The sequence below is a fragment of the Shimia sp. NS0008-38b genome, from assembly GCF_040370365.1.
In the GTDB taxonomy this organism is placed as follows: domain Bacteria; phylum Pseudomonadota; class Alphaproteobacteria; order Rhodobacterales; family Rhodobacteraceae; genus Shimia.
The window spans coordinates 121,406-135,097 of the sequence record NZ_BAABWQ010000002.1 but is presented as its reverse complement, the minus strand read 5'-3'; the positions used below and the strand labels follow the sequence as shown (position 1 = coordinate 135,097).

At 55.3% G+C, this 13,692-nt stretch carries 13 protein-coding genes; 8 read left to right on the top strand and 5 right to left on the bottom strand.

The features are described 5' to 3' along the window. Nucleotides 1-21 precede the first annotated feature (21 nt). On the bottom strand, nt 22-1,674 hold the full coding sequence (locus ABWV47_RS06695) for a long-chain-fatty-acid--CoA ligase (protein ID WP_353309929.1): 1,653 nt from the start codon (nt 1,672-1,674) through the stop codon (nt 22-24). Between the two features lie 189 nt (nt 1,675-1,863). Between ABWV47_RS06695 and ABWV47_RS06690 the strand changes: the two genes are divergently transcribed. From ABWV47_RS06690 to ABWV47_RS06675, 4 genes are all read left to right on the top strand, one after another. After that, entirely contained in the window at nt 1,864-3,948 is a 2,085-nt protein-coding gene (locus ABWV47_RS06690) for a 3-hydroxyacyl-CoA dehydrogenase NAD-binding domain-containing protein (RefSeq protein ID WP_353309927.1), read from the top strand. A 4-nt stretch (nt 3,949-3,952) separates the two neighbouring features. Further along, nucleotides 3,953-5,140: an acyl-CoA dehydrogenase family protein gene (locus ABWV47_RS06685; protein WP_353309925.1), complete on the top strand. Its 1,188-nt coding sequence runs from the start codon at nt 3,953-3,955 to the stop codon at nt 5,138-5,140. Between the two features lie 3 nt (nt 5,141-5,143). Further along, on the top strand, nt 5,144-6,214 hold the full coding sequence (locus tag ABWV47_RS06680; protein WP_353309923.1) for an acyl-CoA dehydrogenase family protein: 1,071 nt from the start codon (nt 5,144-5,146) through the stop codon (nt 6,212-6,214). A gap of 97 nt (nt 6,215-6,311) precedes the next feature. After that, nucleotides 6,312-6,797 carry a P-loop nucleotide/nucleoside kinase family protein gene (locus ABWV47_RS06675; protein ID WP_353309920.1) on the top strand — a complete coding sequence of 162 codons (486 nt, stop codon included), beginning with the start codon at nt 6,312-6,314 and terminating at the stop codon, nt 6,795-6,797. Nucleotides 6,798-6,927: 130 nt separating this feature from the next. Here the strand turns inward: ABWV47_RS06675 and ABWV47_RS06670 are convergent, their stop codons facing one another. Beyond that, entirely contained in the window at nt 6,928-7,164 is a 237-nt protein-coding gene (locus tag ABWV47_RS06670) for a hypothetical protein (protein ID WP_353309917.1), read from the bottom strand. A 142-nt stretch (nt 7,165-7,306) separates the two neighbouring features. On the opposite strand from ABWV47_RS06670, the gene ABWV47_RS06665 reads away from it, so the two are divergent. After that, the gene (locus tag ABWV47_RS06665) at nt 7,307-8,071 is read left to right on the top strand and encodes a substrate-binding periplasmic protein (protein ID WP_353309915.1); all 765 of its coding nucleotides are present in this window, start codon (nt 7,307-7,309) and stop codon (nt 8,069-8,071) included. A 62-nt stretch (nt 8,072-8,133) separates the two neighbouring features. On the opposite strand, the gene ABWV47_RS06660 is transcribed toward ABWV47_RS06665, so the two are convergent. The 3 genes from ABWV47_RS06660 to ABWV47_RS06650 form a co-directional block, all read right to left on the bottom strand. Then, the gene (locus ABWV47_RS06660; RefSeq protein WP_353309913.1) at nt 8,134-9,336 is read right to left on the bottom strand and encodes an acetyl-CoA C-acyltransferase; all 1,203 of its coding nucleotides are present in this window, start codon (nt 9,334-9,336) and stop codon (nt 8,134-8,136) included. Nucleotides 9,337-9,410: 74 nt separating this feature from the next. Continuing rightward, the gene (locus ABWV47_RS06655) at nt 9,411-9,893 is read right to left on the bottom strand and encodes a MaoC/PaaZ C-terminal domain-containing protein (protein ID WP_353309910.1); all 483 of its coding nucleotides are present in this window, start codon (nt 9,891-9,893) and stop codon (nt 9,411-9,413) included. Between the two features lie 196 nt (nt 9,894-10,089). Beyond that, entirely contained in the window at nt 10,090-11,121 is a 1,032-nt protein-coding gene (locus ABWV47_RS06650; RefSeq protein WP_353309907.1) for an adenylate/guanylate cyclase domain-containing protein, read from the bottom strand. A gap of 199 nt (nt 11,122-11,320) precedes the next feature. Here ABWV47_RS06650 and ABWV47_RS06645 point away from each other — a divergent pair, with 199 nt between their 5' ends. The 3 genes from ABWV47_RS06645 to ABWV47_RS06635 all read left to right on the top strand — a co-directional run bounded on the left by ABWV47_RS06645 (nt 11,321) and on the right by ABWV47_RS06635 (nt 13,674). Next, a complete protein-coding gene (locus ABWV47_RS06645) occupies nt 11,321-11,845 on the top strand; it encodes an SRPBCC family protein (RefSeq protein ID WP_353309904.1) in 525 nt (174 codons plus the stop codon). A gap of 99 nt (nt 11,846-11,944) precedes the next feature. Then, the gene (locus tag ABWV47_RS06640) at nt 11,945-12,916 is read left to right on the top strand and encodes an ABC transporter ATP-binding protein (protein WP_502959686.1); all 972 of its coding nucleotides are present in this window, start codon (nt 11,945-11,947) and stop codon (nt 12,914-12,916) included. Beyond that, nucleotides 12,913-13,674, top strand: coding sequence for an ABC transporter permease (locus ABWV47_RS06635; RefSeq protein ID WP_353309899.1), 762 nt, complete (start codon nt 12,913-12,915; stop codon nt 13,672-13,674). Before ABWV47_RS06640 ends, ABWV47_RS06635 begins: the two co-directional genes overlap by 4 nt. Nucleotides 13,675-13,692: the final 18 nt, after the last annotated feature.

Sequence of the window (13,692 nt, the reverse complement as noted above, 5' to 3'; positions counted from 1 at the left end):
CATGGTGGAATTTTCTATGCGTCATGTGAGGTTTTTCCACAAGACTTTCCCTGCGCCGGACTTGGGAAGGGCGTCCACAAACTCGACAATTGAGGGACATTTGTACGCGCTCATTTTGGCTTTACACCAAGTGATGACGGCCTCTTGTGTGAGTGTGTCGCGAGAACCTCCTTGTGGGACGATAAACGCTTTTACACATTCTCCGCGCCGGGTATCTTTGGCTCCGATCACGCAGCACTCGGCAATGTCGGGATGGTGCAGCATGAGCATTTCGATCTCAGCGGGCCAGACTTTGAAGCCTGCGGCATTGACCATGCGTTTTACCCGGTCGACCATAAAGAAATAGCCATCTGCGTCGCGATAGCCGATGTCGCCAGATCGAAAAAACGGCACGCCGTCGATTTCAACAAAGGCCTCCGCCGTGGCCTCGGGGCGCTGCCAATAGCCGATGAAATTCTGCGGCGCATGCATGACGATTTCGCCAACCTCGCCGTGAGGCAGCTCAGTGTCGCCGCCAATTTCCAGCACGCGGCTGTCGACTTCGAAGATAGGTTGGCCAAGACATTGGCGTTTTGGTGCATCTAAGGGGTTCACATGGGTCGCCGCCATGGTTTCTGACAGCCCATAACCTTCGACATAATCGAGCCCGGTCATGTCTTTGAGCTTTTTGGCGATGGCTTCGGGCATTGCGGCCCCGCCACCCCCGATCATTTCCAGACTGGAAAGGTCATAGCTGTCGAAGTCCGGATCGTTCACCAAATCAATCGCCATTGTCGAAATCGAGCGCCATCGGGTGATGTGATAACGTTCAATCAAACCTGCGGCGAGTTTGGAAGACCACCGAGGCAAGATCACATTGCGCCCTCCGGTCATCAGCGGGCTGTGCATGCCGTTCATCATGCCGGTGACATGAAAAAACGGCAGCGCGGCGAGGTGAATGGTGTTCTCATCCGTCGGATTCCAGATCACACCCGCAACGAGCGAAGCCATGACGGTCCGATGAGTGTGCACACAGCCCTTGGGCTGGCCGGTGGTGCCGGAGCTGTAGGGGATGACCGCGAGATCATCGCTGTTGGTGGTGCGTGGTGAGGGGACGTGCCCTGCGGTGAGCGCAGATTGAAATCCCACGATGCCAATGACCTCTGCCTCGCTTTCTGACATGGTTTGGACGCGGTTGTCAGGGATCAAATCAAAATCCGGCCTCCCCATGTCAGACATGCGCGTGCCAATCAGGAGCTCCAGATCACGTCGCGCCAAAGCGGGTCGTATGTGGTCAGACAGCTCCAGTGCACAAATGGCGATCTTTGCGCCTGTATCTGCCACTAGGTAGTCGATTTCTGACTGTTTGTTCATCGGATTTACGGGCACCACAACGCCGCCCGCGCGCAGAATGGCATAGAAGCTGATGATGTATTGTGGGCAGTTCTGTGTGTAGAGAAGCACGCGGCCGCCTTTGGTGAGGCCGTTGTGTTGCAGATAACCTGCCAGAGCGTGAACACGGTCAGCGATTTGTCGATAAGTGTAATCTGCTCCGTTGTAAGTCACGCCCACGCGGTTGCCCCATCTTTCGACAGTGACGTCTAAGTTCATATCCAATGGCTGATCTGGACGTGGGAATGTCCAGTCTTTGCCTTTTGGCCAAAAATCCGGAATGCGGGCATTTGGGTGAGGCATGTCCTACCAGATCCTACGGTCAGTGTGTTTGCAAAGCGTGGGGTAGCCTAACGCCAATCTGCGTTTCGTCGTGCGGAATTTCAGCGAAGTGTCGTGGCGTCGCATTTTTGAAAATTTTGCAAAATTGATTTCCGCGACGCGGATCGCGGCATAAGATTTTGCCGGAGATATTGGCGGTGGAGGCTCGGAATGAGTGACAAAAAAGTAAGCGTAGAGTTTGTTGAGGACGTTGCGCTGATTTGCATCGACAATCCGCCGGTGAACGCAAGCGGTGTTGCGGTACGGCAAGGTCTTGTTGCCGCCCTGAGCGAAATCAAAGAGGCGGGGCGTACAAAAGCAATCGGTCTTTATTGCGCTGGGCGAACCTTTGTTGCGGGTGCCGATATCACCGAATTTGGCAAGCCACCTCTGGAGCCGTTGTTGCCAGACGTTTGCAATAACCTTGAAGATTTTGAGACGCCGATTGTGGCGGTGATTCATGGGACCGCGATGGGTGGTGGGTTGGAAACCGCGATGGGCTGCCATGCACGGGTGGCGGTGCCCACGGCCAAAGTGGGTCTGCCTGAGGTCTTGTTGGGCGTTTTGCCGGGCGCCGGTGGCACGCAACGCGCACCGCGGTTGTCCGGCATCCCCAATGCGTTGGACCTGATCCTGTCGGGGCGCCATGTGCCCGCGAAAGAAGCACTGGAGATGGGGCTGATCGACCGGATTGAAGAAGGGAGCATCCGCGAGGTGGCATTGGCTGCGGCACGGAATGTCATTCTTGGAAAGTTGCCCACACGCCGGACCTGTGACTTGGTTACACCGCGCGATGATGCAGCGTTGGAAGCCGCAATGGCGATGGTGCAGAAAAAGCATCCACATTTGATCTCGCCGCAGAAATGTGTGGAGGCAGTGGCCGCATCGGTTGGGGACTTTAAGCAAGGGTTGGCGACGGAACGCGCGGCCTTCATGGCGTGCCTGCCGTCGGCACAATCCAAAGGCTTAATCCATGCGTTCTTTGGTGAACGGGCCGTGGCCAATATTCCAGAGAAAAAGGCGCAAGCGCGGGATGTCGCTGTTGTTGGCGTGATTGGTGGCGGCACAATGGGGTCGGGTATCGCGACGTCTGCTTTGATGGCGGGTCTGTCGGTGACGCTGATTGAGGTTACACAGGAGGCGTTGGATCGTGGGGTGGCGACCATCAGCGCAAATTTGGACGGCGCGGTGAAACGGGGCAAGATGTCTGATGCGAAAAGGGACGCTGCACTGGGTCGTCTCACGGCGTCCACAGATATGATGACCTTGGCTGACGCCGATCTGGTGATCGAAGCCGTGTTTGAGAAAATGGAGATCAAAAAGGACATATTTGCCAAGCTGGACGGCATTTGCAAAGAGGGCGCCATTCTGGCGTCAAACACCTCTTATCTGGACATCAACGAGATTGCGGCAGTGACCAAACGGCCCGCTGATGTATTGGGGCTGCACTTCTTCTCACCGGCGCACATCATGAAGCTTTTGGAGGTTGTGGTTGGTACGCAGACCGCGCCGGAGGTTGTTGCCACTGGCTTTGCACTTGCCAAGACCATGCGTAAGGTCGCTGTGCGGGCCGGGGTGTGTGATGGATTCATCGGCAACCGAATTCTAGGGCACTACCTGAAAGCCGCGAGCTATCTGGTGTTGGATGGTGCGCATCCTTATCAGGTGGATAACGCGCTTGAGAGATTTGGATTTGCAATGGGGCCACATCGTGTGGGCGATTTGGCGGGGCTCGACATCGGGTACATGACCCGCAAGCGGCTGGCGCCATCGCGACCGACAGAAGAGCGCTATGGTGGGGCAATTGCGGATCAGCTCAGTGAAAACGGCTGGAATGGGCGCAAAACGGGCAAAGGCTACTACGTCTATGACGGCCGCGAGACGCATGAGAATCCAGACTTGAACGTGATCCTTGACGCGGAACGCACAAAAGCAGGCGGCGCGCCGCGTGCGTTTAGTGACGACGATATCGTGGATCGCTACATGACTGCGATGATTTCTGAGGCCGCGCGGGTGGTTGAAGATGGCATTGCATTGCGCCCGGTTGACGTCGATGTGGTGTTCCTGATGGGGTATGGTTTCCCGCGGTTTCGCGGCGGGCCGCTGCACTATGCCGACACCATCGGCGCCGCTGCATTGGTGGAACGCATTGAGAGCTATGCGAAGGAAGATGCCCACTATTGGCAAGTTCCTGCGCTGCTACAACAGATGGCGGAGTCTGGCCGCACATTTGCAGATATGAACAAAGGACGGTGATGCCATGGACCTAAGTTATTCCCCACAGGAGCGTGCATTTCGTGACGAAGTCCGCAGCTTTTTGACGCAAAACCTGCCCAAAGAGATCACCGATGCCGTGCGCGGTGGCGCGGAACTCACCAAGGCAATGATGGAGGAGTGGCATGCTCTTCTGAACGCGCGCGGCTGGCTCGCTACGATTTGGCCCAAAGAATTTGGTGGCCCCGGTTGGAGCCCGGTACAAAAACATATTTTTGAGGAAGAATGCTGTCGCGCCTACGCCCCGCGCATTGTGCCGTTCGGACTGAGCATGCTGGGGCCGGTGTTGCAAAAATTTGGCACCAAGGCACAGCAAGATCACTATCTGCCCCGCATTTTAGATGGCACGGATTGGTGGTGTCAGGGGTATTCCGAGCCGGGTGCTGGATCGGATTTGGCATCCCTGAAAACCCGTGCGGAGCGAGATGGCGATACATGGGTGATCAATGGGCAAAAAACCTGGACCACGCTGGGGCAACATGCTGATTGGATTTTTTGCCTTTGCCGCACAGATCCGAGCGCCAAAAAACAAGAGGGCATCAGCTTTATTCTGGTGGATATGGCCACAAAAGGCATCGAAGTGCGCCCCATTCGGCTGATCGAAGGCGGTCACGAAGTAAACGAGGTGTTCTTCACCGATGTCCGGGTTCCAATTGGCAATCTGGTTGGGGCGGAAAACAAAGGCTGGACGATAGCCAAGTTCCTACTGAGCCATGAGCGCACAGGAATTGCTGGCGTTGGCTTCTCGATGCAGGCTTTGGAAGAAGTAAAGGCCATCGCGCGCAAAACGATGCGGGGCGGCAAGCCGTTGATCACGGACCCGCTGTTTGCGGCGCGGATCGCACAGGTGGAGATCGACCTTGAAGCGATGAAAATCACCAACCTGAGGATGTTGTTTAAGGCGCAGGAGCAGGGGGCACCGGGGCCTGAGACGTCGCTTTTGAAAATCAAAGGTACGGTGATCAATCAAGAGCTCAAAGATTTGGCGCGCCGCGCGTTGGGGCCTTCAGCCGCGCCGTTTCCGGGTCATGTCACAGAAGGCAATTTGCTGTTTGGACCGGCGGACACAGCACATAACGCTGCGAAGTATTTCAACAACCGCAAGACCTCGATTTTTGGCGGTTCGAATGAAATTCAGCGCAATATTGTCACCAAAACCATGCTGGAGCTCTAAGAGATGGACTTTAATCTGACCGAAGATCGCCAGATGTTGGCGGACACACTGGGCCGCTTTTTAGCGGAGCAATACCCCATCGAGCATCGCGTTGGCGTGGCCTATGAGGCGCCGTACCATGATCCTGCGATTTGGGATCAGCTCTCGGAGCTGGGCGCGCTCTATGCGCTCGCGCCGGAGAGCGTCGGGGGAATGGGCGGCAGTGGCTTTGATATCTCTGTTGTTTTTGACGCGTTTGGCCGCGCATTGTGTCCAGAGCCTATGTTGGGCGCGTTGATGGCGTCGCGCTTGTTGGAGGCGGCAGGCGCCGATCAAGAAGCGCTGTTGAGCGGGGCCACAAAATACGCGGTGGCGATCACTGAGCTGGATGCGCCTTATGCACTTGAGCAAATTGGCACGGAGGCCCGTGCAACTAAGACAAGTATTTGTCTGTCAGGGCGTAAGTCGACTGTGTATGGCGGACAGGTTGCGGATGTATTTCTAGTCGCTGCCAAGTTTGGCGAGAGTTTAAATGTGTTCGCGGTGCGGGCGAGCGACGCCAACGTCACCGGATATGGCATGATCGATGGCGGGGGAGCTGCTGAGGTGCTGTTTGATGATACACCCGCGACATTGATTTTGGAGAACGCCGAGGCGGCGCTTGAAGAGTCGATAAATGCGGGGATTGTAGCGCTTTGTGCAGAGGCCGTGGGGGCTATGGATGTGGTGCATTCCGTCACAGTTGACTACTTGAAACAACGCAAGCAGTTTGGTGTGCCTATTGGCCAATTTCAGGTGCTGCAACATCGCGTGGTGGACATGTTAACTGAGATAGAACAGGCACGGTCCATCACTATCAAAGCAGCGGCAGAACTGGGCGGAGCCGCAGCTTCGCGCTATACATCGATGGCGAAAAACTTGATTGGCCGGGCCGCCCGACTGGTTGCGGAAGAAAGCATCCAGATGCACGGCGGTATTGCAATGACCTGGGAATATTCGGTGAGCCATTATGCCAAACGGTTGGTGATGCTTGATGCGCAACTTGGCGACACGGATTACCATTTGAACCGGATAATGAACTCCTACGCGGCGTAGTATTGTCCTCAAGAGCACTTGTTGAGCATCGTGTGGTGAAGGTACTATGTGATCCGCATCTGATGGGAACAGGTGCCGTGCTCAGTGGGGAAGGCTGATGAAGCTCATTGTAGTATGCGGCAAAGCCGCATCCGGAAAATCGACGATTGCGAAGGCGTTATGCCAGTCGGAAAACGCGGTGATGCTCTCAGAGGATGAATGGCTGTCGGCCTTGTATGGGGCAGAAATGTCAACGTTGGCCGACTATGTGCGATGTGCTGGCAAGCTGCGCAATGTTGTTGCCCCGCATGTTATTGACCTGTTGAAGGTTGGCACGCCAGTGGTTTTGGATTTTCAAGCAAACACGCTGGAAAGTCGCGATTGGATGCGAGGCATTGCAGAGCTTTCCGGTGCCGCGTGCGAGTTGCATTATCTGGATGTTTCTGATGACGAATGCAAAGCGCGTTTGAGAGTTCGAAATGCTTCCGGGACGCACCCTTTCACCCTCACTGAGGCGCAATTTGATCGGCTGTCGGCACATTTCGTGGCGCCTGATCCGTCCGAAGGGTTTGAGATTGTCCGTCATTTTCCGGGGGTCTTCTAAGGATCAGGGCAGGCAGATTTAAGGCCTGACCTAAATGCCGATCTAGAGTGCAGAGCCTTTATCCATGGCTAAGCGCCTAGGTCGGCGCGTGGAGTGAAGGACCGCAGACCAGAACTTCTGCGGAAAACTCTTATGCCAATAGAGTTTGGGACACGTATTCATCCACACCAAAGGCATCGATGCGACCGGCAAACGGTTTGCGGACGGTGGAGACATCGTTTTGGGCGGCTTCGGTGTGAATGGTGCCGCTTTCAGCGCTATTCCTCCACTCCGGTGAATGCGAATAGCCAAGTCGGATTTTAGGGAGCAGGGGGCCCCGTGCTGTGATTGGCTGTGAAGGGACAAAGTTGTCGTAGATCTTTTGCACTGAGCCAAAACACACGTTTAGGCGATGAGGCCAAACTGTGGTCCCGTATAGATCCAGTAACGAGAGTATACATCAATTTAACCTCCTCAGCCGAGCGTGCGGGCAGGCGTTCGAAACGCGCTTACATCTGGAGAAATTTGAAATGTTGAAACATGTTATCTGCGCCACTGCCGTGGCATATGCGACCGCGGTGACGTCGGTCTCCGCTGCCCAAATCAAGTTGGTTCAGGATGAGGCATATGCGCCTTACATGGGCGTAGAATACGGTCAGGCCACGGGCATCTGGGCCGACTTCATCGCTGAAGCGCTAACGCGTGTTGACGGCGACTATGACGTTGTGGTTGAGGCGTTGCCTTGGTCGCGGGCGGTTAATCTTGTGGAGACGGGTCAGGCGCATGGATTGGTTGGCACCTATTTTCGCCCGGACTCCCGCCCTTGGCTTGGAACTTACTCCACCTCTCCGGTGATCGAGAAAGTATCGGTCTATTGTCGCGAAGGTGTCGCGCAGTCGGATTGGGCGTATCCGGACGATTTCGCCGGTCTTACCTTTGGCAACAACGCCGGATTTGGCAGTCCCGGAAAAGCCTTTTTTGAGATGGTGGACGCTGGCTCCATCACGTTGCAAGAGGCTCAAACTACCGAGCAAAATCTGAAGAAACTCGAGAAGGGGCGGATTGATTGCTACGTTCAAGAGCAACTGGCCGCTGAAATGGTCATCAATGAGAAAGGCATCGCAGGCGTGGTGCGCGTGCTGGATACCTCTGCAGAGGCTGCACATATTGGCTTTAGGGCGGATTGGCAGGACGAGGAATCTCAGAAGTTCATCGCGGATTTTAACGCCGCCCTGCAATCCATGATGGATGACGGCACCGTTGCCGAGATCGTGTCTCGTACAGTAGGCGGTTAAGGCAGTATTATCTGACATTAGAGCGCAGTGCCAAACTAGAGGCATTGCGTTTTTTCCGTAGGTTACAGAACTTCAAAAAGTCCGGCAGCGCCCATTCCGCCGCCAACGCACATCGTGCAGACCACGTATTTGGCCCCGCGGCGTTTGCCCTCGATCAGGGCGTGGCCAACCATCCGCGCGCCGGACATGCCGTAAGGGTGCCCAATGGAAATCGCGCCACCGTTGACGTTCAGGATCTCATCGGGAATTTCAAGAACGCGCGCGGAGTGTAGCACCTGACAGGCAAAGGCTTCATTGAGTTCCCAAAGGCCAATGTCGTCCATTTTTAAACCATGCGCAGCCAGCAGGCGTGGGACAGCATAGATTGGGCCAATGCCCATTTCATCGGGCTCCAAGCCCGTTGCCGTCATGCCAACGTAGCGGCCGAGCGGTTCAAGTCCTTGTTTTTCGGCCACTTTGGCTTCCATGATCACCGAGGCTGACGCGCCATCAGACAGTTGAGAAGCATTGCCCGCAGTGATGTATTCTCCGACCGTTGCCTGCTGCCCTCCCTTAAACACAGGGGCGAGCGCCGAGAGATCGTCCAGAGTGGTGCCGGGGCGATTTCCTTCGTCTTGTGTCAAGGTCACATTTTGATACGAGACATCTTTTGTGTCTTTGTCGATCACAGCCTTGGTCGTTGAAAGTGGCACAATTTCAGCATCAAACTTTCCCGCGCTCTGTGCTGCGGCGGTCCGTTTCTGGGACTGCAAAGCATAGGCATCTTGATCCTCGCGTGTCACTCCATAACGGCTGGCGACAATTTCAGCAGTTTCCAACATCGTCATATAGAGCGCTGGCTTATGCGCCTTGATCCAAGGGTCCACGCGCCGATCCATGCGCATTTTGTCGTTTTGAACCAGTGAGATGGACTCTACTCCGCCGCCGATCACGACATCCATCCCATCGTGCACCACTTGTTTCGCGGCCGTGGCGATGGCCATCATGCCGGAGGCGCATTGTCGATCCAGAGACATGCCCGCCACGCTGACGGGGAGACCTGCACGGATCACAGCTTGACGCGCGATGTTGCCGCCCGTTGAGCCCTGATGCAAGGCAGCACCAATCACACAATCTTGCACCTCAGCGCCCTCGAGCCCGGCACGGGCCACCGCGTGCGACACGGCGTGACCAATCAATTCTTGAGCTTGTGTGTTGTTAAAGGCGCCTCGGAAAGCTTTGCCAATGGGCGTGCGGGCGGTGGAGACGATGAGGGCGTCGCGCATAAAAAATCCAGAAATTTAAGGTCGGTATTGCGTCTGTATCGCGGCTGTAATGCGGAGGTGGAAAATCACGCAATTCAGCCGGCTTTGTCGAGGGCTCCGGTGTCCCGTTCAAAGCGCAGAGTTTTCCAGTGAGCCATCAGCGCTGGTGTGTCTTCGCCTTTGATTTCGACGGTCACGTTCCATTGCATCTCGATCACTCCGGGTTGAGGTTCGGCGTATTTGGCCAGTGTGAACCGTCCGCGAATTTCGGAGCCAGCTTTCACCGGAGCAATGAACCTAACGCGGTCAAAACCGTAATTGATGCCGGTGCCTTCTGCCTCCGTGCGTGGAACGGCATCCGCGATCATTTGGCTGAGCAAAGACAGCGTGAGGAAACCGGGTGCCACTGGGTCATTTTCCGAAGCGCCTGTGGTTAGAGTGTCAGATGTTTGCGCCTGCACAACGTCCCCGGTCGCCTTGGCGAAGGTCTCGATCATTGCGCGGTCGATCATCACCCATTTGGAAAGGCCAAATTCACAGCCCACGCCGTCTTCAAGTTTGAGAATTCTTGCAATCATGAGAGAGGCCTCCCGAGCCGCGCCTAGGTCTTTGAAGTATTTTGCATTGCAGAAAATCATTCCGCAATGAGTTCAGGAGACGAGATTCGCGCGAGACTGTCAATATGCAGAAATAAATTCCGCATTGCGGAAATTTGACAAGCCAGAAGACCCCTACCGGCGCGAGGACAGCTTTGAGGCAGGAAATATCGGGGGTTTAGGTCCGCGTACGCGTACGTCTGCGGCGCAACAGCTCAACAACGATCAGAGCGCCTGCGGGCCAGAACGCCCAGAAGTGACCGCTCCAAGAAAGAATGTTGATCATCACCAGAGCCCCAACACCAATTGCAATCCGCAAGTATCGGAGGCTGAAACGTTCACTTACCCACATCGGGGCCGCTTGAAAAAGCCAAGCTGTAAGCAGGACGAGGCCGGGCCATTGTGCCCAGATACCGCGATCGGTGAAGATGTCGACGAGGCAGATGGCGCCAAAAATCAGACCAAATTGTTTGGCGCGCTTCTTGATGTTCAGTGCCTGGTTTGGTGGGAGCCGGTCTGATGCGGTGGCATCAGGACGCGCCTTGTTGAGTACCTCATCAAACTCATCCTCGGGCCAATCTGAGGCGCGCTGACTTGCCATAGGCTCCGGCTCGGACTGCGGTGACGGAGCGGATTGGGGATCGGTGCCCGGGCGCGGGGGCTCCGGAACAAAGACGTTTGGGTGTGTTTGGGACAGTGTTGATACGCAATAGACCTGAACGCCTTCGGAAAAGTTGCGGGGGCGCTTTTCTCCAAGGTAGTCGAACCCAACCGTCAGCTTTCCGTGCACCTGATCATAGACCTGCTGCGAAATTAGAATGCCACCGGGCTCTGCCATAGTCTGCAGGCGTGCGGCCAGATTCACGCCTTCGCCCAAAAGGTCGTCACCATCAATCATCACATCGCCAAGATGGATGCCAATACGGAAGTTCAGGGCGGTGTCGGTGGCGTTCTGTGTGTCACCGAGCTCACGCTGAACTTCGATGGCGCACTGCACAGCCTCCACAACAGACGGGAATTCCGCGATCAACCCGTCGCCAGCAGTATTGGCAACCCGACCATGATGGCGCGCAATGAATTTTTTGAAGATAGCGCGGGCCGCGCGCAGTGACCTGAGGCCTTCGACTTCGTCAATTTCCATCACGCGGCTGTACCCGGCGGCATCGGCGGCGAGGATGGTGGTCAACTTCCGTAGAATGTCGGAGGGCATCTGAAATCTCACAAAAAACAGAATTAAAGTTACTGTGATTCACATATGGGGAAAATGAAAGAGGGATCAAGCTTTCAGTTGTCGGTTCTTAAAAATCCAAAGCGACGGTGTGTGGTCACGTAGTTTACGACCTTGGTGTGCTTGCGGGCCCCCACAACTGGTCTTAGGTTGACCGCACATTGAGCCCGAGGAGCAAGCCATGCACATGAGTGATCAACGCGAAATCGCCGCACCCGTTTCGGAAGTGTGGGCATCTTTGTTGAGCGCAGAGTCGCTTCTTGCCTGCGTGCCGGGTGCCAAAGAGGTGACAGGCAATGCGGAGGATGGGTTTGAGGCGACCGTTGTGCAAAAGGTTGGTCCGGTAAAAGCGACCTTTAAGGGAAAAGTGGTTTTGTCCGATTTGGTGGATGGGGAAAGCCTGACGCTGACCGGGGAAGGCAAAGGCGGTGCGGCAGGCTTTGCAAAAGGCGCCGCAGATGTCCACTTGAGCCCCACAGATTCCGGCACGCTTCTGACCTATGAAGTGGATGCCAAAGTGGGCGGCAAGCTGGCGCAATTGGGCAGCCGGTTGATCGACGGATTTGCCAAGAAAATGGCAGACCAGTTTTTCACCAACCTGCAGACATCGCTGGAAAGCCCTGCAGAAGAAGTCGAGCCCGAAACAGAAAACGATACGTCCGATGGCGGTAAAAAGGGTCTGCTGAAACGATTGACGGGCGGCTAAGCGGTCAGCAAACAATCGATTGACGACATGGACTTGTAGCTTGGTGCGATGATGCACATATTGTTCTGAAATTTGCGCAGTGTGGCACACCTGTCTTGGATGGTAGGGTGGCGCCTTGAGTGTGCAAATCGGAACAGGGAGCCTCCGGTGATTGTCGAAATTCAGAATTTGCGCAAAACCTACGCGGGTGGGTTTGAGGCGCTAAAGGGCGTTGATCTGGGTATCAAAGAGGGTGAGATTCTTGCCCTGTTGGGTCCCAACGGCGCAGGTAAAACCACTTTAATTTCAACAATTTGTGGCATCACAAGCCCCACGTCGGGGAGCGTGTCTGTCGGGGGGCACGATGTGGTGAAAGACTACCGTGCCGCCCGGTCAATGATTGGCTTGGTGCCTCAGGAAATCAACCTTGAGCCATTTAATAAGGTGGTTGACGTGGTCAGCTACTCGCGCGGATTGTTCGGTAAGAAAGCAGACCCAGCTAAGATTGAGAGTATTCTCCGACAGCTGTCGCTTTGGGACAAAAAAGACTCGCGTGTTATGGAGCTGTCAGGCGGTATGAAGCGCCGCGTTTTGATCGCGAAGGCGCTTAGCCATGAACCCCGGGTGTTGTTTTTGGACGAACCCACCGCGGGTGTGGACGTCGAGCTGCGCAAAGACATGTGGGAGGTGGTTGGCCAGCTCAAAGAGCAGGGTGTGACCATCATTTTGACAACTCACTATATCGAAGAAGCAGAAGCGATTGCGGATCGCGTTGGGGTTATCAACGGTGGTGAGCTGTTGCTGATCGAGGAAAAAGCGGAACTGATGGGGCGCTTGGGGCAGAAAACCCTGCAGGTGGATTTGCAAAGCCCGATCAACGAGGTGCCAGCCAGCCTGTCGAAATATGCGCTGGAGATTGTCGAAGATGGCCTCGCGCTGCGCTACACATATGACACGCAAGGCGCGGGCACCGGGATCACCCGGTTGCTGAGTGATTTAAGCGCGGCCGGAGTGGTGATGAAAGATCTGCAAACACAGCAGTCGAGCCTTGAGGACATTTTCGTCGGGCTGGTGAAGGAGAGTGCAGCATGAATATCACCGCTGTTTGGGCCATCTATGCCTCTGAAATGGCGCGGTTTTTCCGCACTATCGCGCAGAGCTTCATATCGCCAGTGATTTCGACGTCGCTGTATTTTGTGGTGTTTGGCACCGCAATTGGCAGCCGTATCGATCAAGTCGAAGGTGTAAGCTATGGTGCCTTCATTGTGCCGGGGCTGATCATGTTGTCGGTGATGACACAGGCGCTGTCAAACGCGTCATTTGGCATCTACTTCCCCAAATTCATTGGCACAATTTATGAATTGCTCAGCGCGCCAGTGAGTTTTTTTGAGATTGTACTCGGCTATGTCGGAGCGGCGGCCACAAAGGCCTTGTTCATCGGTGTGGTGATCTTGGTGACGGCGTCGCTGTTTGTGGATGTGCCGATTGCGCATCCCGGTGCGATGGTGCTGTTTCTGGTGCTCACGTGTATCAGCTTCTCGCTGTTTGGTTTCATCATCGGGATCTGGGCGAAGAATTTTGAACAGTTGCAGTTGATCCCACTGCTGGTGGTGACACCTTTGGTGTTTTTGGGCGGCTCTTTTTACTCGATCACCATGCTGCCGGCCATTTGGCAGAAGATCACACTGTTTAACCCGGTTGTGTATCTGATTTCGGGATTTCGGTGGTCTTTCTTCGGCACTGCAGATGTGCCGGTTGGTTGGAGTTTGCTGGCGATTTTCGGTTTCACGGCGCTCTGTATCGGCATCATCGGCTGGATTTTCAAAACAGGTTGGCGTATCCGAGCCTGACGAGACCTTGGGGTGACG

What these genes read in the sequence shown, in the direction of transcription:
- ABWV47_RS06695 (WP_353309929.1), bottom strand. Translation starts at nt 1,674, where the DNA reads ATGCCTCACCCAAATGCCCGCATTCCGGATTTTTGGCCAAAAGGCAAA.
- ABWV47_RS06690 (WP_353309927.1), top strand. Translation starts at nt 1,864, where the DNA reads ATGAGTGACAAAAAAGTAAGCGTAGAGTTTGTTGAGGACGTTGCGCTG.
- ABWV47_RS06685 (WP_353309925.1), top strand. Translation starts at nt 3,953, where the DNA reads ATGGACCTAAGTTATTCCCCACAGGAGCGTGCATTTCGTGACGAAGTC.
- ABWV47_RS06680 (WP_353309923.1), top strand. Translation starts at nt 5,144, where the DNA reads ATGGACTTTAATCTGACCGAAGATCGCCAGATGTTGGCGGACACACTG.
- ABWV47_RS06675 (WP_353309920.1), top strand. Translation starts at nt 6,312, where the DNA reads ATGAAGCTCATTGTAGTATGCGGCAAAGCCGCATCCGGAAAATCGACG.
- ABWV47_RS06665 (WP_353309915.1), top strand. Translation starts at nt 7,307, where the DNA reads ATGTTGAAACATGTTATCTGCGCCACTGCCGTGGCATATGCGACCGCG.
- ABWV47_RS06660 (WP_353309913.1), bottom strand. Translation starts at nt 9,336, where the DNA reads ATGCGCGACGCCCTCATCGTCTCCACCGCCCGCACGCCCATTGGCAAA.
- ABWV47_RS06655 (WP_353309910.1), bottom strand. Translation starts at nt 9,893, where the DNA reads ATGATTGCAAGAATTCTCAAACTTGAAGACGGCGTGGGCTGTGAATTT.
- ABWV47_RS06650 (WP_353309907.1), bottom strand. Translation starts at nt 11,121, where the DNA reads ATGCCCTCCGACATTCTACGGAAGTTGACCACCATCCTCGCCGCCGAT.
- ABWV47_RS06645 (WP_353309904.1), top strand. Translation starts at nt 11,321, where the DNA reads ATGCACATGAGTGATCAACGCGAAATCGCCGCACCCGTTTCGGAAGTG.
- ABWV47_RS06640 (WP_502959686.1), top strand. Translation starts at nt 11,945, where the DNA reads ATGGTAGGGTGGCGCCTTGAGTGTGCAAATCGGAACAGGGAGCCTCCG.
- ABWV47_RS06635 (WP_353309899.1), top strand. Translation starts at nt 12,913, where the DNA reads ATGAATATCACCGCTGTTTGGGCCATCTATGCCTCTGAAATGGCGCGG.